The following is a 22241-nucleotide window of genomic DNA, read 5'->3' as shown; positions in this document are numbered from 1 at the left end:
TGGCTCCGTTTCCAGAAATGAGCCCGAAAACGGGATTTAGAACTGCGACGAGATGCTGTCGTTCATTTGTTCCAGCATGGTGTCTACGGCGGTAGAGTCTTCTACTTTAGGTTTGCGCGGCGGGGCCGGGGTTACGCAGTTGTAGGGCTTGTTGATTTTGACTTTCGCCTTGGGGAACACGCCTAACTTAATGCCGAGGTCTGGGTCTTGGTACACTTTCTCCATGAACCGCCCGAAGATAGGCAAGGCCGTCTTGGAGCCTTCGCCCATGGCCGAGGTCCGGAAGTGGATGCTTCTGTCTTCGCCGCCCACCCACACGCCGGTCACCAGGTCTTTGGTCACGCCCACGTACCAGCCGTCTGAGTGGTTAGAGGTGGTTCCGGTTTTGCCGCCAATCTGGTTGCCTTTCTTCCAGAGGTCATATTCCCAGAGTGCTTGAGACGTTCCGCCGGGTTCTTCCATGGTGCCTTTGAGCATATGTACCATCAAGAAGGCGGTTTCCTCGGTGATTACCCGTTTCTGCTGGGGGTTGAACTGCTCAATCAGGTTGCCGTTGCGATCTTCAATGCGCATCACCAGCATGGGTTTATTTAAAAAACCGTTGTTCAGGAAGGTGCTGTAGGCGTTCACCAGTTCATAAATGCTCACATCTGAGGAACCCAAGCCAATAGACGGCACGGCCTCCAGCGGACTGGTGATGCCCAACTTACGCGCGAATTTGCGAACCGTGTCCCAGCCAATGGCCTCAGTTAACTGCGCGGTGACGGTGTTGATGGAGCGGCCCATGGCGTGGCGCAAGGTCATCTGGCGGCCCGAGATGGAATAGTCGGCGTTGTGCGGGGTCCATTCCATGGGTTTGCCGTTCTCCACGTATTTAATGGTCACGCGCTTGTCCTGAATCTTGTCGCAGGGCGAATAGCCTTGGTCAATGGCGGCGCCGTACACAAATGGCTTGAACGTAGAGCCCGGCTGGCGCTTGGCCTGTTTTACGTGGTCATATTTGAAGTTCTCGTAGTCAATACCGCCCACCCAGGCTTTGATGAACCCGGTTTTGGGGTCCATGGTCATCATGCCAGCGCGCATAAACCGCTTATAGTACCGCAAAGAATCCATGGAACTCATGGTCATCTCCTTGGGCCCTTTCCAGCTGAAAACCGTCATTTTCTTGGGTGTGTTGAGTGCCAAATTAATAGCGGCCGTGTCAGAACCGTACTTGGCTTTCAGGGATTGATACACGCCGGTGCGCTTGATGGCATTCTCAATAAAGCCCGGAATCTCCTTGTCCTGGTCATCTACCCAAGGGTTCTTGCCGCGCCAGTGGTTCTCAAACCGGTTCTGCAGGCTCTTCATCTTCTCCTTCATCGCCTCCTCAGCTAACCGCTGCATGCGCGAATCAATGGTGAGGTAAATCTTGAGGCCCTCAGAATACATGTCCAGTTCCTTGGTTTCGGCCCATTTGCGCACAATCTCGTTCACGGCCTGGCGGTAATAAGCCGGCACGCCGTCTAAGTGCTGTTCTACCTGATATTTGAGTTCTATGGGAATCTGGCTCAATGAATCTGCCTGCGCGGGCGTGATGACCTTGTTGCGGGCCATCTGCTGCAAGACCACGTTTCTTCGCGCCAGCGCATTTTTAGGATTGAAGCGCGGGTTGTAGGTAGTAGGTGCTTTGAGCACGCCCACCAACATGGCAGCCTGCTCGGGTTTCAGGCTGTCTGGCGTGGTGCTGAAAAACGTTTTGGCCGCCACTTTAATCCCGAAGGCGTTGCTCCCGAAGTCAACCGTGTTCAGGTACATGCCCAGAATTTCGTCTTTGGTGTAGCGCTGCTCCAGTTTGATGGACGTGTTCCACTCCTTGGTTTTGGCCACCAGCGTAGAAATGCCCGGCACGTAGCCCAGCGGCCCTTTGGTGTTCTTGGTTCTGAGTTTGTAGAGGTTCTTGGCCAGCTGCTGCGTGAGCGTGGACCCACCGCGATTCTCGCCTTTCAGGTTGTCACGCACAGCGGCTAACACGGAGATAGGGTCAATGCCCTGGTGTTCATAGAAACGTTCGTCCTCAGTGGCTACCAGCGCCTTCACCATCACCGGCGAAATGCTGTCAAAGGGAACCGGGTCGCGGTTTTCCCTGAAGTAGCGTCCTAGCAACACACCATCGGCGGAGAAAATCTGCGAAGGCAGGTTGTTGCGCGGGTTCTCCAGTTCGTCCAGCCCCGGCGAGGCCCCGAAAAGGTAGAACAAATTCACATCTACGGCAAAAAAGTACCCCACCGTGAACAGCACCCCGACCGCGAACAGCTTCCAGAGGTTTCTAATCCATTTGTTGATTTTGGTACGCGGGGGCTTTTGCTTAAATTCTTCTTCTGACATGCGGGTATGGCACGGGCGGCGGCCCGCTCTCTCAAAAACGTACAAAGTTACGCGAAAGTGTTGGGTTTCCCGTGGTTAGACTTCTATTTTCGGGCTCATTTTCAGAAACGAAGCTGAAAACAGGAAATTGTTAATTGTTCGTTGTTGATTGTTATGGCCGTGGTATCCAAACACGAAGAAGCGACCTATCTCTACCGTCTGCGGATTCGGCTTCATTTCCAGTTTAGAGCCCGAAAACGCAAAATTTGTCGTTGCCTACTACATGGTTGTGCGAAGAGTTAGCGGAGCGCTCTTCGGACTTGCCGGACAGCCAATCTCCTGATTGGCGTAATTGGCAAAGACCTCGTAGGAGCTGCGCATACTTCGAGTCTTTGAGCAGGCGGTGTTGTCCATGGCAGCAACTGTAGAGACAAGGCGGTGCCTAGTCTCTACAGTTGCTGGTTTTCGCCCCATTTCTATTTCAGGGCCCGAAAACGTGAGATACAAACAACAGAAAATTATTTCTGTCTAATCTGACTGCTACAAACTCTTTCGGTACAAGTCATACAGAATCTTCAGGTCACGCTCGGTTAAAATGGCGTTCACTTCAGACTGAATAAAATGCAGCTTAAACGCTTTCACCGCAGCGGCCATATTCCGCGTGTCAAACCCGATGATGCGCAGCGCGTCTTTTGGGTTGAAACTGGCCGGAATGGTGTCTGTGAGCGCAGCCGGAGTTTCTTTGCTGAAATCCTTATAATAAACTGGTATTGGATTATGCATTCCTGGTTCATTTCCAGTTCTTGCCGTGGAATCTGAAACTGCAATAGCCACTGACTCTTTAGGCAATTGGCTTTCCAGCACCAGGCGGTTCACGGCGGCTTCATCGTACCAAATGCCAAAACCGGCTTCTGCCAGGCGCTTCCAGGGGAAGGTGGGGTTAGGGTCTACCTTGCGGCTGGGGGCAATGTCTGAGTGGCCTATGAAATTGGCGGCCGGTATGCCGTGCGTTTTCTTGAGAATGGCCAGCACCTGCAACAAACTTTGCACCATCTCCTCGGGGAACGGCTCAAACCCGTTGTTGTCCAGCTCAATGCCAATGGAGGTGGAATTGAGGTCGGTGGTGGTGCCCCAGCGGGCGTTGCCGCCGTGCCAGGCGCGCAGGTAATCATGGAGCATGTGGTAGACCTTGCCGTCGCGGCCGATGACGTAGTGCGCGCTCACCTGCGTCTTAGGCGTGGTGAAGGTCTTGAGCGTTTGCTCGGTGGAGTTTTGCGCCGTGTGGTGGATCACCACATAATTAGGTTTGCGCATGCTGAAATTAGTGGTGCCTACCCAGTAATCGCCTTGGTGCAGGCTGTCTTCGCCGGGGTTGGTGACGGGCGTGGCGCGCAGGGTTTTGGCCATGCGTTTGACCTGTTTTTTATAGACTTTGTTGGTAGCCAAGTACGGGTGTAGGGTGCAGGCTCCGGTGAGCAAGAGCAAAGACAAACTGAACAGCAGGCGGAAGGCAGGGAATTTCATGGCATGGGGCTTAGAAGAGCCAAAGATGTTCAATTATCTGGAGCCGGAAACCACGCTTGCTAATAATTTTTACGAACTCCTTGAAATAGGGCTTCCGGCGGCCAGGTTGTTATTTAAAACAGCCAGAATTTGATAACTTGAGGTTTAAAACGTTGCCCACCTGCCCATGGACCTGCCATCGCTTCGCCTTTCCCACGAGTTTGAGCCCATTCCCAAGCTGTTTCATTCCACGGCCACCGGCCAGTGCTTTACCCATTGCGTTACTTGCAACAAAGCGCTGCTGCAAGACGGAACGCCCTATCTGGTGGAAAAAGCCGTCCGGAATTACCCGGGTACCGGCGTGCATGATATTCTGCTGGAGTACGCCATGTGCCTGGGCTGCGCCGAACAACTGCGCCAGGAACTGTCTGTGGAGTCAAAAACGCGCATTGACGCCTACATGGCCAAAAACGTAGACTTGGCAGCGCGCCGCGAAGCCCTGGTTTCTTTGCCTGACCCGTTTTTGCTGGACAATTGGCTGGCGAACTGTCTGGTGACCGGCGAACCAGTAAACAAATGCACTGAATACCAGATTTTCGCGCAGTGCGATGGCCCAGATTTGCTCTACGGGTACATGCCCTACGTGCTCAGCGAACAGGCCATGTCCCAGATTCAGGAACTGATTTCGCCGCACACCCGCCAGATTCTGGATGATTTCATGGACACGCACTTCGGGTTGCCGCCGGAGCTCAGGGCGCTGCTGCAAGACCGGTTGGTGCTGATTTGAGCCGCTGTTTCAGAATATGCCGGAAACTATTTACCTTCCGGCCACTAAACCCTAACTACTTGAAGACCATGCGTTCCTTCTTCCTATTGCTGGCCTTTGCTGCCCTTAGTTTTTCGGCGGAAGCCCAAACCAAAAAAGCCGCCGCGCTCGCCTTGAACCTCGAAGCCAAAGCCGTGGAAGCAGCCGTAGTCAAATTCTTTGACGGCATGCGCGCCGGCGACAGCACCATGGCTCGGTCAGTGTTGGCCCCGCAGGCGCGGTTGCTCTCAGTGGGCAAGGGCAAAGACGGTGTGGTGCAGCTGCGCGAGACGCCCATGCAGAAGTTTCTGGAGATGATTGGCACGCCCCAGCCCAAGGTGGTGGACGAGCGCATCTGGGACGTGCGCGTGCAGATTGACGGCGACCTGGCCACGCTCTGGTGCGAGTATGCCCTGTACGTAGGCGAAAATTTCAGCCATTGCGGGGTAGATGCGTTTCAACTGCACCGCAGCAAAGACGGCTGGAAAATCTTCGCCATTGCAGACACGCGCCGCAAGGAAAACTGTGACCTCAAAGCCGCCGAGGCCGCCAAAACCAGACGTTAGCCGTAAAATACTCCGTTTACCTACACATTTCCTTTGCCACCTACCAATGTGAACGTTTCCTCCATTTTAGAACAACTGGTAGAAATTCCGGCTGGCCAGGTAGAATTACGTGATGACAGAACCAAGCAAAAATGGACGGCAGTCGTTAAGCCTTTCTGGCTAGGAAAATATCCTGTTACCCAGGAACTGTATTTTGACGTTACCCAGGAAGCACCCAGTCTGTTCAAAGGCAGAAACCACCCCGTGGAGAACGTGACGTGGGAAGACGCCGTCCTTTTTTGCAACGCTTTGTCACAGATGGCTGGGCTGCAGCCGTGCTATGCGCTAAATGCTACTACAGAAGAAATACAGGTAAATGTGACGGCCAACGGCTATAGATTACCCACCGAGGCCGAGTGGGAATATGCCTGCAAGGCAGGCACTGCCGGCGCTAGGTATGGACTTCTAGAAGACGTGGCCTGGTTTAAAGGGAACTCTGGTAGAAGCACCCAGCCCGTAGGGCAAAAATCGCCCAACGCCTGGGGACTGTATGACATGCTGGGGAACGTCTGGGAATGGTGTTCAGACATTTATGACCAAACCACGTATGGTTCCTACCGCATCTTCAGGGGTGGCGGCTGGTGCGATGAAGAACGCAGCGTGATGGCCACCACCCGCCGCCGAAGCCACCCTTCCAAGTTTAAAATTGATGACCTGGGCTTTAGAATTGCCCGTAACCAAATAAATTAATATCATGGACATTGTAACTGGTTCTATCCTTTCTATCATCGCGTTTATTGGGTTTGTATGGCTCCTGCCTTTTTTGGTGATAGGCTTTTCCAGCAAAACGTCTGGGCTTGAAAAACTCGGCTGGTTGTTGGCGGTGGTTTTCATTTCCTGGTTCGCCTGGATTTTTTTCTTGCTCTTCGCCCCGCTGAACAAAAATTCTGGGTACCCAGATAGAAATAGTAGGTAAGCACTGGTGCGTTTCCTGGGCAAGCGAAGGAAAGTGTTTCGCACTTGGCTTTGGAAGCCGTCTGCAGTATTAGGTCAATTAAAAGTCAGCAGAAAAGCTTCCGCTAGCATACTAATTTGTAGCGTTTTGGGGCTTATTTCGGGAAATGGGGCCGAAAACGGAGATGGCCTTTTCCTTTTTTATACTTTTTATTCTTGCTTAGGCAATAGGAATATGGACGTAAAAGGTAAAGTTATCTATTGAAAACAGCAGATAAATATACCTATTCCTTTCAATTTGTATACCCAATAACTGTACTGGTGTAATTATCCAGGTGTTGGCAGAAATAGATAAAATGAAAAAAGTCATTGCGATTTCCGTTGTCATTTCTGTAGCGATAGGCTTGACTTGGTATCTTGACCCATTCCATAAGCCAGTAGAATCTATAAAAGAGCTTGAAGGTCAAGATTATGAATTCGCACGTAAGAAATACTTTGGAAAAGAACCTGACGAGAAATATGATATCAACATCAACAAAGGCTTATACGAATTCCATTACGGAATTATGTACAAAAAAGAATTACTTCTCGATTCGATAGTTCAGGTTATTACTTGGGAATTCCCTCGGCATAAAGAAACTATATGGGTTAGTAGGACGGCCCAATCGGACAAAGAAATCATTGACGCTATCCGTTATAAAGATGGCGTTGAGTTCTAATATTGATTCATGATTTAATGAAAAATACGTTTTTAGCCTGTTTTTCTTAAATCAAAGCAAAACTAAAAAACTACTTCTGCCAACACTGTATAAACATCAAGCTACGGCCGACGGCCTTGCTCGTTGTTTATACTAGTCCGTTCACACCCATTGACCAACCAAATACCCTTCCATTCAAACACAAACCAAACCCACCGTGACCGTACAAACCACCGTGCAGCAACCCCTGGAAAAAGTCTGGCAGTGTTGGACTGCGCCGGAGCACATTATGCAGTGGAACTTCGCGGCAGATACGTGGCAGTGCCCCAGCGCCGTGAATGATCTGCAACCCGGCGGCCGCTTTTCCTGGCGCATGGAAGCCAAAGACCAGAGCATGGGTTTTGACTACGCCGGCACCTATGAAGAAATTATGATGCACCAGAAAATAGTGGCCCGCTTAGATGACAACCGCCAAGTCACCGTCACCTTTGACAGCCAGGGCCCCGCAACCACCTCACCGAAACTTTTGAAGTAGAAGACCTGAACACCCTGGACATGCAGCGCTCCGGCTGGCAAGCCATTCTGGACAATTTCAAAAAACACACAGAGGCGCAACCGTAAAACCACCAACCATACACCAGAAAAGCCAATGGGCCCGCAAATACGTCTGCGGGCCCATTGGCTTTTATAGGAATAAGCAGAAAGCTTAGTTCTGTGAATAAGCCCTTGAAAGCTGGTTTTCTTTGGCCTGGCATTGTTTCAGCCAGGTTAAGGCTTCTTTTTTGGTGTAAAACATGCAATACTCCAGGTTCTGGCCAATCTTGCTGAATTTCATGACTTCGCCGGCTACTTCACCGTAGGAATGCGGGTTGGCCACGTGCGCCAGGTAGCGCAGGCCCGCCGCCATGGCTTTGGGCAACCATTCCTTCTCCAACCATTCCACGGCATCGCTCCAGGGGCCGGTCAACTGGCTGTTGTCATTGAGCTTGTAGGCACACCCGGTTTTCTCCAAAATCTCCAGACCCGCAGAACAGGCGTTTTTCAAGTCTTGCTGCGAGGCGTAGCCGTACCACAGCGTGTCAATAATATCCAAATCCTGCTTATGCTCTACCACATAAAAGGTTCTATCAAAAGAGTTAACCGCTTCTAAGCGCATATATTAGGCATGTGTGATGTAGAAAAAGGACCCTTGTAAAGATACAGGAATTTCAGCAAAAGGTACACTGTTGAACGGCGGTGCAACCCAGATTTTCTCCCAGCTTCTGCCTCAGCGTATCTGCAGCCTGAAGACCCCGTCTACGCCAGGAAAATAGCCGGAAAAAAATACGATTTGCCTGTACCTCCAGCACACAAACCCTGCGGGCACCAGAATGTTTTGGAAGAAACGGCACGCCGAAATAAAATTGATGCTACCCTCGCCACCCAACTCCCGTTTTCGGGCTCATTTCTGGAAATGAAGCCGAAAACGGCTACCCGATGGTGATGGCGTAATGGGCTTCAAAAGTTTCCTTCGCGCCAATTGAATGAATGCCTTCTTTCTCGCTTAACTCCAGGGGCTGGCCCACGCTGCCAGCCAGGCCGTGCCAGGGCTCCAGGCACAGAAACGGCGCACCCGCGCATTTGGTCCAGATGCCCAGGTACGGAAACCCGCTGAACTCCATCTGCACAAAGTGCGGGTGCTGGTCGCATTTTAAGGTCACGCGGGCAGACTTGAAATCTTTGAACACCAGGGCGTCTTTCTCAAACAAACGGTACCGAAGCGGCAGCAGCGCCATGTTGTCCAGCACGGGTTCGGTTTGGCCGTTGAACAGGCCGGTGGCTTGGTCCAGCAGGTAGCGCGAGAGGGTTTCTGGTTGGGAGAATTTCAGGTAGTAGTCTTCAAAGCCGGCGCCGGGCAGCAGCGGCACGTTAAAGCCCGGGTGCGCGCCAATGGAAAAAAGCATCTCCCCTTCGCCGGCGTGGTGCACCTGCCAGGTCACGCGCACGGTGTGGCCTTCTAAGATGTACAGAATTCGAAGCACGAAATCAAACGGGTACACGGCTTTGGTTTCTGGGGTGGCCTTCAGTTCAAAAACCAATTGTTGCGCGCTTTCCTCTACCAAATCAAACGGCAAATCCCGCGCAAAGCCGTGCTGTGGCAGGCTGTAGGTGTTGCCTTGGTGCAGGTATTGGTTTTGCGGCAACCGGCCCACCGTGGGGAACAGCACCGGGGCATGACGGTTCCAGAAAGCAGCATCGGCTTGCCACAGATACTCCACGCCCGTGTCTTTCTTCACCAGCGAGCAAAGTTCGGCGCCGTGGTGGTGCACGCCCAAGCGCACAAATTCATTCTCAAGGTAGGTGGTCTGCGGCATAGTGATTTGAGATGACATGATTACAAAAGTGGGGCGCTGGTTTGGTCTGAAAGCAAGTGGTCCACGGCCTGCACGGCGTTGAGCAATCGTTCCTGCGCAGACCCCGAAATCTCCACGTACGGCACGCCCATGGTTTCCAGTTCGCGCTTGTACCAGCTGTAAAAGAAAGGCCGAAGGTGCGGATGCTCGCGCTGCGGGTCTGGTTCCCAGGGCAAATCCACGTTCAGGAGCAGGTACAAATCTGCCTTCTGCTGCCTGAGTTCGTCCACAATATACCCCGGGCAAATGCCGTAGGCGTGTTCAGACCAGATTTTGAGCACCAGCATCTCGGTGTCCAGAAAAAGCAGTCTGGGGGTTTGCGCAGCGGCCTGCGCCCAACGCTCTTTCTGGCCGCGGGCAATCTGCTCCAGGTCAGAGGCCTCGTACGGACGGCCCAACTGATGCAGGTATTCGCGCGCGTATTCGGGCACCCAGTCTGCGTGGTAATGGTGGGCTAACTGGGCTGCCAGCGTGGACTTGCCGGTGCTTTCTGGTCCGGTAATGGCGATGGTGAGCAAGGGCGTACGGTTGAAAGGATGACGTTTTGGGGCTCATTTCCGGAAATGAGGCCAAAAACGGAATTTCTGCAAGTAACAAATTTCTGGCGGGCGGCGGCTACGGCACAGGCGTGGTTTCTTTCTTCCGGAAGTCCAGGTTATAGGTCACGCCCACCTGCAGTGTGTGGTTGTTCTCAAACCAGATGCCGTTGCGCTGGGCCACGTGCTGGTGCAGGTAGCCCACTTCTAGGTTGGCGTCTTTGTGAAAGCGGTAGCCCACCACGGCAGACGCGCGGTTCTGGTCAAAGATGTTGTTGGTCACCTTCGGCCCAAAATTCACAAACACTTCGTCATAAAAACTCAGGTAAAACTCCTTGTCCTCTACCGTGGGGCCTTGCAGCGGCAACGTGGCTTTGAACTGGTAGCGCACGCGGTTGAGGTAAGCATACGTGTCTGTGCCGGCAAACTTGATCCAGCGCTGCTCCAGCCTGAACCGGTGCTGTAACCCAAAAATGCCCTGCTGGTCTTTGAGCTGCAATTGCTGATACGTGCGCTGCTCCGGAAATTCTTCACTAGCCGGGTTGTCGCCGTACGGATAAGTATGCACGTAGGCGTAGCCCGCCGCCACTGAGGCCTTGTCTGAGAGGTTGTAGGTGAGCGCCACGCGCGGCATGTACTGTTGGTTGGCCTTGATGATCTGGTAGCGGCGCCACTGGAACTCGGTGTGCAGGCCCACTTTATCGGTTAATTTATGCGTACCCGAAAACATGTACCAGCCGTTGTAATTGGTGTCATGCCGGCGGTTGTTCTGGGCGAAGGCTTCTGTAAGCGTAAAAAGGCAAAAAGTGAGGGCAAGGAATAAAAATTTCTTCATGGGTAACAGCCGCAGGTGTTTGGTTGGCGATGTTGTAAAAATTTAAGACTTCATAAATACATACGCAGCTGTTTTAGGCCCCGTTTCTGAAAATGAGCCCGAAAACGGAATTTTGGTGGTTACGCCGCGGTGGTTTTTCCTAGCTGCGTCTTCTTCCAATCGCGGTACCCGTACCAGGCCAGCGGCACAAAAATGGCGTACAGCACGGCCGTGAGGTAGAGTTCTTTGTACAGGTACAGCGGCACATAGATGATATCTACTACAAGCCAAATAAGCCAGTTCTCTAGTTTTTTTCGGCTCATGAGCCACTGTGCGGCCAAACTCACGGCGGTGGTGCCGGCATCCCAATACGGTATGTCTGCCGAAGTGGTCACGTCTAAATACCGGCCCAACCCAAACCCGAACGCCGGCGTGAGTACCAGCAGCCATAGCCATTGCGTTTTGGTGGTGTTGGTCACGGGTCTTTCCACCCGCTCGCCGTTTTTGAAAAGCCACAGGTACCAGCCGTAGATATTCAACACCCCGAACATGACCTGCAAGCCCATGTCGGCGAACAGCAGCGCGTCAAAGAACACGGCCACGTAAAAAGCCGCACTTATAAGCGCGATGGGAAAGGTCCAGACGTTTTGCCGGGCCGCCAGCCACACGCACAGCAGGCCGGTCACAAAGCCCACCCACTCGCTTATCTTATAAATGCCCCACTCAGAAAAATACTCCATAGGCGTTTTTGGCCCCGTTTCCACAAATGAGCCCCAAAACGAAACCCCTGGCCACGGCAGGCGCACAAAAATAGCAGCTTCTGCCAAGTCTGCCCTTTTGTAACGGCCTATGACCTCATAAATTTCGCGTATTTTGCGCCATGCTTCCAGAAATCACGCCCCAACAGCTAAAAACCCGCCTAGACAACCAGGAAAACCTGCAACTCATTGACGTGCGCGAACCCAAGGAATGGGCCATCTGCAACCTAGGCGGCACCTTGATTCCCCTGGCAGACCTTCCCAAGAAAGCCGCCGAGCTGGACAAAAACGCCACCACCGTTTTAATCTGCCACCACGGGTTCAGGAGTGCGCAAGCCTTACTGTTTTTGCAGCAGCGCCACGGGTTTACCAATCTGTTGAATCTGAAAGGCGGCGTACATGCCTGGGCGCTGGAAGTGGACCCGGCGTTTCCGGTGTATTAGGTTTAGCATTATGGCGGAAAGAGTGATTCAATAAAACTTAAAATAAAGCGTATATTGAAGTATGAATTGGCAGCAACACATTATAGAAGACGAAAATATTTTAGTTGGTAAACCCACTATCAAAGGCACCAGACTTTCAGTAGAATTTCTGGTTGGCCTTTTAGCCCAAGGTTGGTCAGAAGCACAAATACTTGAGAATTATCCGCGCCTTCAGAAAGAGCACCTTCAGGCCATGTTTTTGTATGTACAGGACTGTTTTCGGGATGGATTGATGTATAAAAGAACAAATGTTGATTAATGAAGCTTCTAGCAAATGAAAATTTCCCTAAAGCTTCTGTTCTTGCTCTAAGAAAGCATGGTTATGATGTTTTGTCAATTGGGGAAGATAATCCTAGCATTCAGGATGACGAAGTAATTAATATTGCCCTTAAAGAAGAACGACTCATAGTAACCTTTGACAGGGACTATGGAGAATTGGTTTTTAAAAAGGGTTTTAAACCGACAAAAGGAATTATCTACTTACGATTTAACACTTTTGCCCCTGCAGAACCTGCTGAAATAGTCCACAAGTTAATTCTCTCCCAAAAATTTGACTTCGACAGGCATTTAACAGTAGTTGACAATAATTTTGTAAGGCAACGGAAATACTGAGAAAATCTCTTCCTCTCGCAAGTTACGCTGCCGCTAAACTTGCGGCAGAGACCAAACAACATTTCCATTTTTGCTCTCATTTCCCAAAATGAGCCCGAAAACGGAAAATCCTTTCCTCCCTACATTATCCAATTCCGCTGGAATTCAGGCAATCACCTATCTGTCTTATCACAGAAAGATTTCCGTAAAAATCTAGTTTACTCAACTTTTCCCTTAATTTTACGTGGCAAGTACCATAAACGCTATTTGCCATGCAGTCTCACGCACCCAACCTGTTGTTTGAAGCCCTCACCTACGACGACGTCCTTCTCTTACCGGCTTACTCTGAGGTACTTCCAAAAGATACCAACACCTCTACCCAACTCACGCGCAACATCAAGGTCAACATTCCGCTTATCTCGGCGGCCATGGACACCGTGACCGAAGCCGACATGGCCATTGCCATGGCCCAGGAAGGCGGCATTGGAATTATCCACAAAAACATGAGCATCAAGCAGCAGGCCGAACTGGTACGCAAGGTGAAACGCTCAGAAAGCGGCATGATTCTGGACCCCGTGACCCTGCACCAAGACGCCACCCTGGGCGAGGCCATTGCCATCATGAAAGAGCACAAGATTGGCGGCATTCCCATTGTGTCGGCAGACAAAAAGCTGGTGGGCATCATCACCAACCGTGACCTCAGGTTCGAGAAAAACTACTCTGTGAAAGTGTCTGAAATCATGACCAAAGACAGGTTAGTCACCGCGCCCAAAGGCATAGAACTAGACAAAGCCGAAGACATTCTGCAGGAATACAAGATTGAGAAACTGCCCGTGGTAGATGAAAACGGTGTATTGGCCGGGTTAATCACCTACAAAGACATCCTCAAAAGAAAACACCGCCCCTATGCCTGCAAAGACGAATTCGGGCGGTTGCGCGTAGGTGCCGCGGTGGGCGTAACGCCAGACGTGCTGGAGCGCGTGGGCGCCTTGGTAGAAGCTGGCGTTGACGTGATTAGCGTAGACACCGCCCATGGCCACTCTAAAGGCGTGCTGGAAGCCGTGACCAAAATCAAAAAAGCGTTCCCCAACGTAGATTTAATGGCCGGCAACGTGGCCACCGCTGAAGGTGCCAAAGCCCTGGCAGACGCCGGCGCCGATGCCGTGAAAGTGGGCGTGGGCCCGGGCTCTATCTGTACCACGCGTATTATTGCCGGTATTGGCGTTCCGCAGTTATCGGCGGTGATGGAAGCTGCCAGAGGCCTGGAAGGCACCGGCGTTCCCGTGATTGCCGACGGCGGCGTGAAATTCTCCGGTGACATTGTGAAAGCAATTGCGGGCGGCGCCAGCACCATCATGATCGGTTCTTTGCTGGCCGGCACAGAGGAAGCCCCCGGCGACATGCAGATCTACGAAGGCCGTAAATTCAAAACCTACCGCGGCATGGGTTCCATTGAAGCCATGGGCGAAGGCTCCAAAGACCGCTACTTCCAGGATGCCGAAGACGACGTAAAGAAACTGGTGCCCGAAGGCATTGTGGGCCGTGTGCCCTACAAAGGCCTGGCCGGCGAAGTGCTTTACCAATTGGTGGGCGGTTTAAAGGCGGGCATGGGCTACTGCGGCGCACCAGACATAGAAACGCTTAAAAAAGCGAAGATGGTGAAGATTACCGGTGCCGGTTTGCGCGAGAGCCACCCGCATGATGTGCAGATTACCCGCGAAGCCCCCAATTACAGCCGTTAGTATCCTGAATTTTTTTTAGTTATTTTTAGAGAATTCACGTATTCACCCTGATTAACTCTAAAATCACCCCAGCCCAGGCAACCCAACCAATGCCCCAAAAAGACAGAATCAAGCGTTTGTCCTTCTTTACCGCAAGCGTCAGCTGGGTGCTGCTTTTGGTGAACGTGCTGTTGCTGGCCTACCAGCGGCATACCGGCGAAGAAACCCTGGGGCAAGACTACCTGAGCAATTTGTTCTCGGTGGTGTTCATCTTGTCAGTGTTCACGTTCCAGCGTTTCAGGCTGGAGCCGCACGCCACCGCCGGGTTCACCAAACCGCTCTGGCACCTGTTTGTGAAGGGCGGCCTGGGCGCTTATGTCTGCCTACTCTTAAACGTGGGCTACCCCAACCTCAATCTGTATTGGGCCAATCCTTACCTGCTTGACATTTTTTACCAGATACTCTTCGGGTTTTTGGTGTATTTCCTGGGCAAGGCGTTCTATACGTGGCGGCAGTTCATTCTGTACCAGAAAACCAAAGACCTGCAGACCCAGTGGAAGTGGTTTGAGATTTTGTTGTACGTCTCGTTGCTGGTGCCTTTGCTCAACGTGGAGTACATGAAGTTCATCTTCCTCATGCTGGACCTGGCCTTGCTGCTGGCGTACAGCGTGTACATGAGCGTGCATTTGCGCTGGGTGGCCTTTCTTAGCCTAGACCGAAAATGGGGCAGTATTTTCCTGTTGACCGCCATTCTGGCCAGTGTGGTTCTCTTCGGTAATTTCCTGTTCCAGTACTCAGATTCCCCAGAGCTGGTCATTGACTACACAGACAACCCGTTCATCTTGCTCACGCTGGCGTTTGTGTTCACCTACACCTTGTCTTCTTTTTTGGTGGCGGTGTTCAGTTTGCCTACCTCCAAGGTGTTTGAGCAGAAAAACGCCGACCTCCGCAATTTCCAGCGCCTGAGCCAGACCATTCAACAAGGCCAGAGCGAGGAAGAAGTCTATTCCATTCTATTTGACAGCGCCATCAAAGCCTCCGGGGCCGACTCTGCCTGGCTGGAAACTGGAGAAGAAGGCCGCTCAGGCATTCCGCCCGCCCATAACGAAGGTGCGGAACAAGCCTTGATGGACCACATCAAAAGCGGCCTGACCCGGGCACACAAAGAACGAGGCACCCTTCACCAGGATTCTATCTTTTTGGAAGGCGATTTGCGGCACAACCCGGCATTTGTGGGCGCAGACTTGCCCTTCTACTCCTTGCTGGTAATGCCGCTGGTATCTACCAAACGAAAATATGGCCATTTATACCTGCTGCGTGAAGTAGAGCAAGGCTTTGACCAGGATACCATTGACGTGGTGCAGTCCTTCACCAACCAGACCGTGCTTACCATTGAGAACCTGCGGCTGGTGCAGGAATCTCTGCAGAACGAACGCTACAAAGAAGAGCTCAAGATTGCCAGCTTGGTACAGGACCGGCTCATTCCTAAAACATTCCCCACTGATACCTGGTTTGAGATTAGTACCTACTCCCAGGCGGCCAAAGAAGTGGGCGGTGACTTTTATGACTTCCTGCAGCTGAGCGAGTCACGTATTGCCATTATCATTGGTGATGTGTCTGGAAAAGGGATTTCGGCGGCGTTTCACATGGCCCAGATGAAAGGCATTTTCCATGGCCTCATGCAGCAGGATTTACTTCCAGACGAGTTCATGGTGCAGGCCAACAGCGCGCTTAGCCGGTGTTTGGAACGTACGTCGTTTATTACTTCGGCGCTCTACATCATTGACTACAAAATGCAGGGGGTTTCTTTTGCCCGGGCAGGCCATTGCCACACGCTGTACTACAACTCCATGATGGAAGATACGTTTTACTTCCAGACAGAGGGCCTGGGCCTGGGCATCATGCGTGACGCGTCATATGCCAAGCGCATCCACCGCCTGCACTATGACTACAACCCCGGTGACGTGATGGTGATTTACACAGATGGTATTGTGGAGGCCCGCAGCGAAGACCAGGACGAGTACGGCGAGGACAGACTGAAATACATGCTCTCCCAAACGTACCATTTAGAAGCAGAGGACATTAAGAGTGCCATCATCAATGACGTCACAGACTTTACCAATGACACCTTGCATGATGACCAAACCTTGTTAGTGATCAAATTCAAACAGCGTCAACCTAATAATTGATGTTTCGTAAAGAAGGACGATGAAAATTAAACACACTATTTCCGACAACACCATCACCATCAGCTTAGACGGTGAATTGGACGCCAGCTCATCTGTCATGCTGGATGAAGAGCTTTCCAACCCCAGCATTATGATGTTCAGCAAGATTCTTGTGGACTGCAAGAACCTCAATTACATTTCTTCTGCCGGCCTTGGCGTGTTCATCTCGCACCTGCAACGGTTTGAAGATGCACAGATCAAGCTTATTTTCTTCAACATGCAGGAAAAAGTACGCAATGTATTTGAGATCCTGGGGCTTGACCTGCTCATGACGATTGTCTCTTCCTATGAAGAAGCCGTGACCATCGCAAATGACTAACACAATTAGGGTTAGCTGTGACAGGAAAAACCTGAGAGTCATCCGCACGTTTGTGACGGAGACTCTGGCGCCCATTCATCTGTCTGAGATCACGCTCAACCAGATTATTCTGGCCGTGGATGAGATATGTGCCAACCTCATCATTCACGCCAACAAAGAAGACAGCAACCAATTCCTCACACTCACCATTGAGTATGACAAGCGGCAGCTGGTGTTCAAACTCCTGGACCAGGGCAAAGCATTTGAGCAGGCCAACTACCGGGAGCCCAACATCCAGGAGAACATACGGCAGGGTAAAAAAGGCGGCGTGGGCGTGGCCCTGGTGAACCGAATCATGGACAAAGTGGAATATTTTGCCGAGGCAGGCACCAATATTTGCATCATGCAAAAGCACGTCAACTAATCTCCAGCCCACATTTTCGCACGTGGGCACAATAAATACAGCATACTGCCAGTTTTCACCAAAAGGTCACGTTAGTCCCAGGGTTTCGCCCTGGGTTCTTTCTTTGGCGTATGTTTTTTAAAATACCCGTTTCTGTCCAAAAAAATGAGTAAAATTGCATAACGTTCAGGCCTAGCGGGCTTGGGCGGCAAGCATTTTGCCAATTACTATGCGCGTTTCAAACCTTTACCTGGGCCTTGGCGCCCTGCTCCTCACCCAGTGTACTTCTCCCAAGCAGACTACTGAGCCTGTCCTGCTTACTATTGGCGCAGAAACCATTCCTGCGGCAGAATTTGCCTATGTCTATGAAAAGAACAACGGCAACGCAGACAGCGCCTATTCCGCAGCCAGCATCACAGAATACCTGGACCTGTACACCAATTTCAAACTGAAGGTAGCTGAAGCAAAGGCCCGTGGGTTAGACACCACGCAATCTTTTGTGAAAGAACTGAGCGGTTACAAAGAGCAATTGGCCCAGCCGTATCTTACAGAGAAAAGCGTGACCGACCAACTGGTGCGGGAAGCCTATGAGCGCCTGAAGAAAGAAGTAAACGCAGCGCACATCCTCATCACCGTTGACCAGGAGGCTGATCCCAAAGACACCTTAGCTGCTTTTCAAAAAATAACGGATTTACGCCAGCAGGCCTTGAGCGGCACCCCGTTTGAGACTCTGGCTAAGCAGCATTCCCAAGATCCATCGGCGCGTGAGAACAACGGCAGTTTAGGATACTTTACGGCCTTACAAATGGTATACCCGTTTGAGAACGCAGCTTTCACCACCCCTGCCGGGCAAATTTCGCAGCCGGTGAGAACGCGCTTTGGCTACCACCTGGTAAAAGTAAACGAGGTACGTCCGGCCCAGGGCGAGATTAAAGTGGCCCACATCATGGTGCGCGCCCAGCAAGGCCTGCCCAAGGCCGATTCATTGGTGGCCAAAAAGAAAATTGACGAACTCTACAAGCGCGTGCAACGCAAAGAGGACTGGAACATGCTGGCTTCACAGTTCTCTGAAGACGCTGCCTCCGCGGACCAAGGCGGTGAATTACCCTTGTTCGGGACGGGCCGCATGATTCCTTCATTTGAGGAAGCTGCCTTTGCCTTAGACAAACCTGGGGCTATTTCTCCGCCGGTGCAGACGGCCTACGGCTGGCACATCATTAAACTGCTGGAACGCAAAGAACTACCTTCTTATGAGGAGATGGAGACTTCGCTACGCAACCGCATTGCCAAAGACTCACGCTCAGAACTAAATAAAACCGCTTTCATCAGAAGAATCAAAACCGAAAACCAGTTCAAGGAAGTACCCGCCATTAAAGCAGCCACGCTACAATTGGCAGACTCTTCCTTAATTACTGGCACCTGGAAATTCAACGTACCGGCTGAGCCTAAAAATCTGCCTTCGGCCACGCTGTTCACCATCAAAGACCAACCTTACACCGTGGGGGCTTTTGCCACGTTTATTGAAACCAACCAACGCCCGCGCCAGAACGCTTCGGCTACGCACGCCATGAACCTACTGTATGACCGTTTCGTGGAAACCAGCCTGCTGAACTATGAGCGCGACCACCTGGAGGAAAAACACAAAGACTACAAAATGCTGGTGAACGAGTACCATGACGGTATTCTGCTGTTCCAACTCATGGAGGAGAAAGTGTGGGCCAAAGCCGTGGAAGACACGGTGGGCCTGAAAGCCTTCTTTGAACAGAACCGCGACAAATACATGTGGGGCACCCGCGCCAAGGCTACCATTCTGAGCGCTGCCAACCCCACGGTGCTGGCCCAGGCGCAGGAACAATTACCGCAAGGCAAGTACCTTTCAGTGCGCCATAAAGTACCCGAACTGAAATTTGATGCCAACTCAGACGTTCTTTCTAAAACAGCTACTGCTGAACTAGACAAACTGGCGGCGGCTTTACAGGCAGATTCTACCTTAATGGTTGAGTTAAATGCAGCCGTTGATGCCCGTGAAGCCGGTAACAGAACCAACAGCTCATTGGCCCAGCGCCGGGCCACGGCAGTGAGAAATTATTTGCAGCAGAAGGGCGTAGGCGCAGAAAGCCTGCAGGTGGCCGCTGTCACTGGCAAGAATGGCCGGGCAGTAGGCGTGAAGGTTTATTCCACAGATATCCAGACCCTGGCCGACCAGCTAAACCAAAACAATGCCTTGGCGCTGCAGGTGCAGTCTAAGAAATTTCAGCGGGGGGAGAACAAGGCGCTAGACGCGGTGAATTGGGCCCCGGGCACTTACACTGCCACCGTAGACGGCAGAACCGTCTGGATTAAGATTGACCAGGTGGAGGCCCCGGCCCCCAAAGCCTTGAATGAAACCAGAGGCCAGGTGATCTCAGATTACCAGAACCACCTGGAGAAAGAATGGATCAAAGAGTTAAAACAGAAATACCCGGTGAGTGTAAACCAGACAGAAGTACAGCGCCTGCTTAAAAAGTAAGCACACCTGAAGTTTCTTAAAGTGAACCACTTTGCCTAGCTTTGTCTGTTTAAGACACATTATTATTTTGCAAGATAGCGGCGCCTTTGGGGCGTTAGCTTTAAACACCAACATGAGAGCCCACTTTTCTTTTTCCTTCTTAGTTAAAGGTATTTTTTCTTTCAGTTTCCTTTGCCTTGGGTTTAGCGCCCAGGCGCAGCAGCCTACGCTTATTGATAATATTGTAGCCAAAGTTGGCAGCCATATTATCTTGCGCTCAGAGCTGGAGTTCCAGCACAGCAACGCCCTTTCCCAAGGCTACCAGTCGCCGCAGCTGCGTTGTGACATTCTCAAGTCTTTGGTGCAGAACAAATTGCTGTTGGCGCGCGCCGAGATGGACTCTGTGATTGTGGAGGAATCCATGGTCACCGGTGAACTGGAAAACAGGCTCAGCACCTTTATATCACAGATTGGCAGCGAAGAGCGGTTGGAGGAATACTTCAACAAGCCCATGAATGAGATACGGTCAGATTTGCGGCGCAGCATCAAAGAACAGATGACCCTACAACGCATGGAGCGTGAAATTGCCGGTAAAATTGCCGTAACGCCCAAAGAAGTACAGACCTATTTCAACTCCATTCCCAAAGACAGCTTGCCCTATTATTCCACTGAGGTGGAAGTAGGCCAGATTGTGAAAATTTCCCAGATTGGCAACGCCCAGAAACAGGCCGCCCGTGAGCAGCTGGAAGAGATTAGAAGAAGAATTGTAGCCGGCGAAGATTTCGCGAAACTGGCCATGCAGTATTCACAGGACCCGGGTTCTGGGGCTGCCGGCGGCGAACTGGGCATGCTCAAGAAAACCGACCTGATTCCAGAGTATGTGGCAGCTGCCTTTAAACTCAAGCCCGGAGAGATTTCGCCGGTGATTGAGTCTATGTACGGGTACCACATCATTCAGCTTATTGAGAAGCGCGGCGAGGAATTCAACTCCCGCCACATCCTCATCAAGCCCGCCACCGGCCAGGCAGACGTGGCGTTGACCACCCAGCAACTGGACAGCATCAGAACATTGATCATGAAAGACACCCTCACGTTCGCCAAGGCGGCCAAGGATTTCTCTGATGACCGTTCTACCAAAGGCAACGGCGGCATGATCACCTTGCCCAACTCGCCAACCACCTACATTCCGGTAGACAAGCTGGATCCTTCAATCTTCTTCGTGCTGGACACCCTGCAGGTTGGTTCTATCAGCAAGCCGCTGCCCTACCGCACCGAGGACGGCAAAGAGGCATTGCGTATTCTTTACCTCAAGTCTAAAAACCCGCCCCACCAGGCCAACCTCAAAGATGACTACCAGAAAATTGCCGCCGCGGCGCTGAACAACAAACGCAACAAAGCCATTGCTGCCTGGTTTGAGAAAAACAAAGACACGGTGTTTGTAGATGTAGTGCAAGAGTTCCAGGCCTGCAACCTAGAAAATTAAATTCTCCCTTATGCCTTCATTTGCCTCTGACAAAGAAGCCGCCGATGCGCTGCACCAGGCCTACCAACGCCTGACCACCGAAATCTCCCAAACCATAATTGGTCAGGAGGAAGTGGTGAAACTAGTGCTCACGGCCGTTTTCTGTCAGGGGCATTGTCTTTTGGTGGGCGTGCCTGGCCTAGCCAAAACCTTGCTCATTCAGACTATTTCCAACTCCCTGGATCTGTCTTTTAACCGGGTGCAGTTCACGCCAGACTTAATGCCCTCAGACATTCTGGGTTCTGAGACGCTTGATCAGAACCGGCAGTTCCACTTTGTGAAAGGCCCGGTGTTCGCCAATATTGTGCTGGCCGATGAAATTAACCGCACGCCGCCTAAAACCCAGGCCGCTTTGCTGGAAGCCATGCAGGAATACAGCGTGACCGTGGCGGGGCACCATTACAATCTGCCGCGCCCGTTCTTTGTGCTGGCCACCCAAAACCCCATTGAGCAGGAAGGTACCTATCCCTTGCCAGAGGCGCAGCTGGACCGTTTCATGTTCCACGTGGCCCTCTCCTACCCCAGTTATGCCGCTGAACTCCAGATTGTCAAAAACACCACCGGTGACCGAAAACATGAACCCAAGGTGGTGCTGCAGGCCGAGGAGATTGTAGCCTTCCAGCAACTGGTGCGCCGCGTGCCCGTGACGGATAATGTGGTGGAATATGCCGTGAAACTGGTGCACAAAACCAGACCCAACACAGAATTGGCCGGTGCCCAGACAAACCAATACCTGGAGTGGGGCGCAGGTCCCCGAGCGTCGCAGCACCTGATCATGGGCGCCAAATGCAACGCACTCATCAACGGCAAATATTCGCCAGACATTGAAGACGTGAAAGCGGTGGCGGTGCCCATCTTGCGCCACCGCCTGGTGCGTAATTTCAAAGCTGAGGCCGAAGGCATCACGGTAGAGCAGATCATCCAAGGCTTGCTGTAATTTCCGTTTTCGGGCTCATTTCTGAAAACGAAGCCAAAAACAGAGAAGGCCAGTCAGTACCCTGTAAGCTACGTGGTTCTAGACAGTAAAAACCGTTTCCCTTTTTGCGCAATTTTGCCTTGAAAACAGGCCTTTGCTAATAGAGACGTTCCTTTTTCATAGGGCCACGTTGGTACTGGCTATGGACACAACACTTCTTCCGTTTTTGGGCTCATTTCT

22 protein-coding genes are annotated in these 22241 nt (G+C 51.7%); 15 read left to right on the top strand and 7 right to left on the bottom strand.

The annotated features are described in order from the left end of the window. Positions 1 to 36 precede the first annotated feature (36 nt). Entirely contained in the window at positions 37 to 2367 is a 2331-nt protein-coding gene (locus tag IMY23_RS17755) for a penicillin-binding protein 1A (protein WP_192823359.1), read from the bottom strand. A 519-nt stretch (positions 2368 to 2886) separates the two neighbouring features. Then, positions 2887 to 3870, bottom strand: coding sequence for an N-acetylmuramoyl-L-alanine amidase (locus tag IMY23_RS17750; RefSeq protein ID WP_192823358.1), 984 nt, complete (start codon positions 3868 to 3870; stop codon positions 2887 to 2889). Positions 3871 to 4036: 166 nt separating this feature from the next. Here IMY23_RS17750 and IMY23_RS17745 point away from each other — a divergent pair, with 166 nt between their 5' ends. From IMY23_RS17745 to IMY23_RS17725, 5 genes are all read left to right on the top strand, one after another. Then, positions 4037 to 4636 (top strand): hypothetical protein, encoded by a 600-nt coding sequence (locus IMY23_RS17745; RefSeq protein WP_192823357.1) that lies wholly within the window; start codon positions 4037 to 4039, stop codon positions 4634 to 4636. Between the two features lie 68 nt (positions 4637 to 4704). Continuing rightward, entirely contained in the window at positions 4705 to 5220 is a 516-nt protein-coding gene (locus IMY23_RS17740; RefSeq protein ID WP_192825131.1) for a nuclear transport factor 2 family protein, read from the top strand. Positions 5221 to 5253: 33 nt separating this feature from the next. Continuing rightward, on the top strand, positions 5254 to 5949 hold the full coding sequence (locus tag IMY23_RS17735; protein WP_192823355.1) for an SUMF1/EgtB/PvdO family nonheme iron enzyme: 696 nt from the start codon (positions 5254 to 5256) through the stop codon (positions 5947 to 5949). A gap of 560 nt (positions 5950 to 6509) precedes the next feature. Further along, positions 6510 to 6872: a hypothetical protein gene (locus tag IMY23_RS17730; RefSeq protein WP_192823354.1), complete on the top strand. Its 363-nt coding sequence runs from the start codon at positions 6510 to 6512 to the stop codon at positions 6870 to 6872. Positions 6873 to 7068: 196 nt separating this feature from the next. Beyond that, positions 7069 to 7386 (top strand): SRPBCC domain-containing protein, encoded by a 318-nt coding sequence (locus IMY23_RS17725; RefSeq protein WP_370589889.1) that lies wholly within the window; start codon positions 7069 to 7071, stop codon positions 7384 to 7386. 171 nt (positions 7387 to 7557) lie between these two features. On the opposite strand, the gene IMY23_RS17720 is transcribed toward IMY23_RS17725, so the two are convergent. From IMY23_RS17720 to pnuC, 5 genes are all read right to left on the bottom strand, one after another. Next, a complete protein-coding gene (locus IMY23_RS17720; RefSeq protein ID WP_192823353.1) occupies positions 7558 to 7965 on the bottom strand; it encodes a hypothetical protein in 408 nt (135 codons plus the stop codon). 355 nt (positions 7966 to 8320) lie between these two features. Beyond that, on the bottom strand, positions 8321 to 9223 hold the full coding sequence (locus IMY23_RS17715; RefSeq protein ID WP_192823352.1) for an aldose 1-epimerase family protein: 903 nt from the start codon (positions 9221 to 9223) through the stop codon (positions 8321 to 8323). A gap of 2 nt (positions 9224 to 9225) precedes the next feature. Beyond that, on the bottom strand, positions 9226 to 9762 hold the full coding sequence (locus IMY23_RS17710; RefSeq protein ID WP_192823351.1) for an AAA family ATPase: 537 nt from the start codon (positions 9760 to 9762) through the stop codon (positions 9226 to 9228). Between the two features lie 97 nt (positions 9763 to 9859). Beyond that, positions 9860 to 10615, bottom strand: a complete 756-nt coding sequence (locus tag IMY23_RS17705; protein ID WP_192823350.1) for a DUF2490 domain-containing protein — start codon at positions 10613 to 10615, stop codon at positions 9860 to 9862. Positions 10616 to 10734: 119 nt separating this feature from the next. Further along, a complete protein-coding gene (gene pnuC / locus IMY23_RS17700) occupies positions 10735 to 11334 on the bottom strand; it encodes a nicotinamide riboside transporter PnuC (RefSeq protein ID WP_192823349.1) in 600 nt (199 codons plus the stop codon). A gap of 140 nt (positions 11335 to 11474) precedes the next feature. On the opposite strand from pnuC, the gene IMY23_RS17695 reads away from it, so the two are divergent. The 10 genes from IMY23_RS17695 (at position 11475) to IMY23_RS17650 (ending at position 22022) form a co-directional block, all read left to right on the top strand. After that, positions 11475 to 11795, top strand: a complete 321-nt coding sequence (locus tag IMY23_RS17695; protein ID WP_192823348.1) for a rhodanese-like domain-containing protein — start codon at positions 11475 to 11477, stop codon at positions 11793 to 11795. A 61-nt stretch (positions 11796 to 11856) separates the two neighbouring features. Beyond that, positions 11857 to 12093 carry a DUF433 domain-containing protein gene (locus IMY23_RS17690; RefSeq protein WP_192823347.1) on the top strand — a complete coding sequence of 79 codons (237 nt, stop codon included), beginning with the start codon at positions 11857 to 11859 and terminating at the stop codon, positions 12091 to 12093. Further along, on the top strand, positions 12093 to 12446 hold the full coding sequence (locus IMY23_RS17685; protein ID WP_192823346.1) for a DUF5615 family PIN-like protein: 354 nt from the start codon (positions 12093 to 12095) through the stop codon (positions 12444 to 12446). Before IMY23_RS17690 ends, IMY23_RS17685 begins: the two co-directional genes overlap by 1 nt. Positions 12447 to 12697: 251 nt before the next feature. Beyond that, a complete protein-coding gene (gene guaB / locus IMY23_RS17680; RefSeq protein ID WP_192823345.1) occupies positions 12698 to 14167 on the top strand; it encodes an IMP dehydrogenase in 1470 nt (489 codons plus the stop codon). 89 nt (positions 14168 to 14256) lie between these two features. Beyond that, positions 14257 to 16335 (top strand): PP2C family protein-serine/threonine phosphatase, encoded by a 2079-nt coding sequence (locus tag IMY23_RS17675; RefSeq protein WP_192823344.1) that lies wholly within the window; start codon positions 14257 to 14259, stop codon positions 16333 to 16335. Between the two features lie 19 nt (positions 16336 to 16354). Then, the gene (locus IMY23_RS17670) at positions 16355 to 16693 is read left to right on the top strand and encodes an STAS domain-containing protein (RefSeq protein ID WP_192823343.1); all 339 of its coding nucleotides are present in this window, start codon (positions 16355 to 16357) and stop codon (positions 16691 to 16693) included. Further along, entirely contained in the window at positions 16686 to 17096 is a 411-nt protein-coding gene (locus IMY23_RS17665; protein ID WP_192823342.1) for an ATP-binding protein, read from the top strand. The genes IMY23_RS17670 and IMY23_RS17665 overlap by 8 nt, the downstream gene beginning before the upstream one ends. A gap of 208 nt (positions 17097 to 17304) precedes the next feature. Next, the gene (locus IMY23_RS17660; RefSeq protein ID WP_192823341.1) at positions 17305 to 19584 is read left to right on the top strand and encodes a peptidylprolyl isomerase; all 2280 of its coding nucleotides are present in this window, start codon (positions 17305 to 17307) and stop codon (positions 19582 to 19584) included. Positions 19585 to 19696: 112 nt separating this feature from the next. After that, on the top strand, positions 19697 to 21046 hold the full coding sequence (locus tag IMY23_RS17655) for a peptidylprolyl isomerase (RefSeq protein ID WP_192823340.1): 1350 nt from the start codon (positions 19697 to 19699) through the stop codon (positions 21044 to 21046). 10 nt (positions 21047 to 21056) lie between these two features. Beyond that, the gene (locus tag IMY23_RS17650) at positions 21057 to 22022 is read left to right on the top strand and encodes a MoxR family ATPase (RefSeq protein ID WP_192823339.1); all 966 of its coding nucleotides are present in this window, start codon (positions 21057 to 21059) and stop codon (positions 22020 to 22022) included. Positions 22023 to 22241 lie beyond the last annotated feature (219 nt).

The sequence above is a fragment of the Rufibacter sp. LB8 genome (genome assembly GCF_014876185.1).
In the GTDB taxonomy this organism is placed as follows: domain Bacteria; phylum Bacteroidota; class Bacteroidia; order Cytophagales; family Hymenobacteraceae; genus Nibribacter.
The sequence above is the reverse complement of the archived record's forward strand: the minus strand, read 5'-3'. Positions and strand labels throughout refer to the sequence as shown.

Excerpts from the sequence above, each read along its gene's own strand:
- IMY23_RS17670 (WP_192823343.1), top strand. The coding sequence starts at position 16,355 with ATGAAAATTAAACACACTATTTCCGACAACACCATCACCATCAGCTTA.
- IMY23_RS17695 (WP_192823348.1), top strand. The coding sequence starts at position 11,475 with ATGCTTCCAGAAATCACGCCCCAACAGCTAAAAACCCGCCTAGACAAC.
- IMY23_RS17660 (WP_192823341.1), top strand. The coding sequence starts at position 17,305 with ATGCGCGTTTCAAACCTTTACCTGGGCCTTGGCGCCCTGCTCCTCACC.
- IMY23_RS17690 (WP_192823347.1), top strand. The coding sequence starts at position 11,857 with ATGAATTGGCAGCAACACATTATAGAAGACGAAAATATTTTAGTTGGT.
- guaB (WP_192823345.1), top strand. The coding sequence starts at position 12,698 with ATGCAGTCTCACGCACCCAACCTGTTGTTTGAAGCCCTCACCTACGAC.
- IMY23_RS17655 (WP_192823340.1), top strand. The coding sequence starts at position 19,697 with ATGAGAGCCCACTTTTCTTTTTCCTTCTTAGTTAAAGGTATTTTTTCT.
- IMY23_RS17715 (WP_192823352.1), bottom strand. The coding sequence starts at position 9,223 with ATGTCATCTCAAATCACTATGCCGCAGACCACCTACCTTGAGAATGAA.
- pnuC (WP_192823349.1), bottom strand. The coding sequence starts at position 11,334 with ATGGAGTATTTTTCTGAGTGGGGCATTTATAAGATAAGCGAGTGGGTG.
- IMY23_RS17750 (WP_192823358.1), bottom strand. The coding sequence starts at position 3,870 with ATGAAATTCCCTGCCTTCCGCCTGCTGTTCAGTTTGTCTTTGCTCTTG.
- IMY23_RS17650 (WP_192823339.1), top strand. The coding sequence starts at position 21,057 with ATGCCTTCATTTGCCTCTGACAAAGAAGCCGCCGATGCGCTGCACCAG.
- IMY23_RS17675 (WP_192823344.1), top strand. The coding sequence starts at position 14,257 with ATGCCCCAAAAAGACAGAATCAAGCGTTTGTCCTTCTTTACCGCAAGC.
- IMY23_RS17685 (WP_192823346.1), top strand. The coding sequence starts at position 12,093 with ATGAAGCTTCTAGCAAATGAAAATTTCCCTAAAGCTTCTGTTCTTGCT.
- IMY23_RS17665 (WP_192823342.1), top strand. The coding sequence starts at position 16,686 with ATGACTAACACAATTAGGGTTAGCTGTGACAGGAAAAACCTGAGAGTC.
- IMY23_RS17705 (WP_192823350.1), bottom strand. The coding sequence starts at position 10,615 with ATGAAGAAATTTTTATTCCTTGCCCTCACTTTTTGCCTTTTTACGCTT.
- IMY23_RS17755 (WP_192823359.1), bottom strand. The coding sequence starts at position 2,367 with ATGTCAGAAGAAGAATTTAAGCAAAAGCCCCCGCGTACCAAAATCAAC.
- IMY23_RS17740 (WP_192825131.1), top strand. The coding sequence starts at position 4,705 with ATGCGTTCCTTCTTCCTATTGCTGGCCTTTGCTGCCCTTAGTTTTTCG.
- IMY23_RS17745 (WP_192823357.1), top strand. The coding sequence starts at position 4,037 with ATGGACCTGCCATCGCTTCGCCTTTCCCACGAGTTTGAGCCCATTCCC.
- IMY23_RS17730 (WP_192823354.1), top strand. The coding sequence starts at position 6,510 with ATGAAAAAAGTCATTGCGATTTCCGTTGTCATTTCTGTAGCGATAGGC.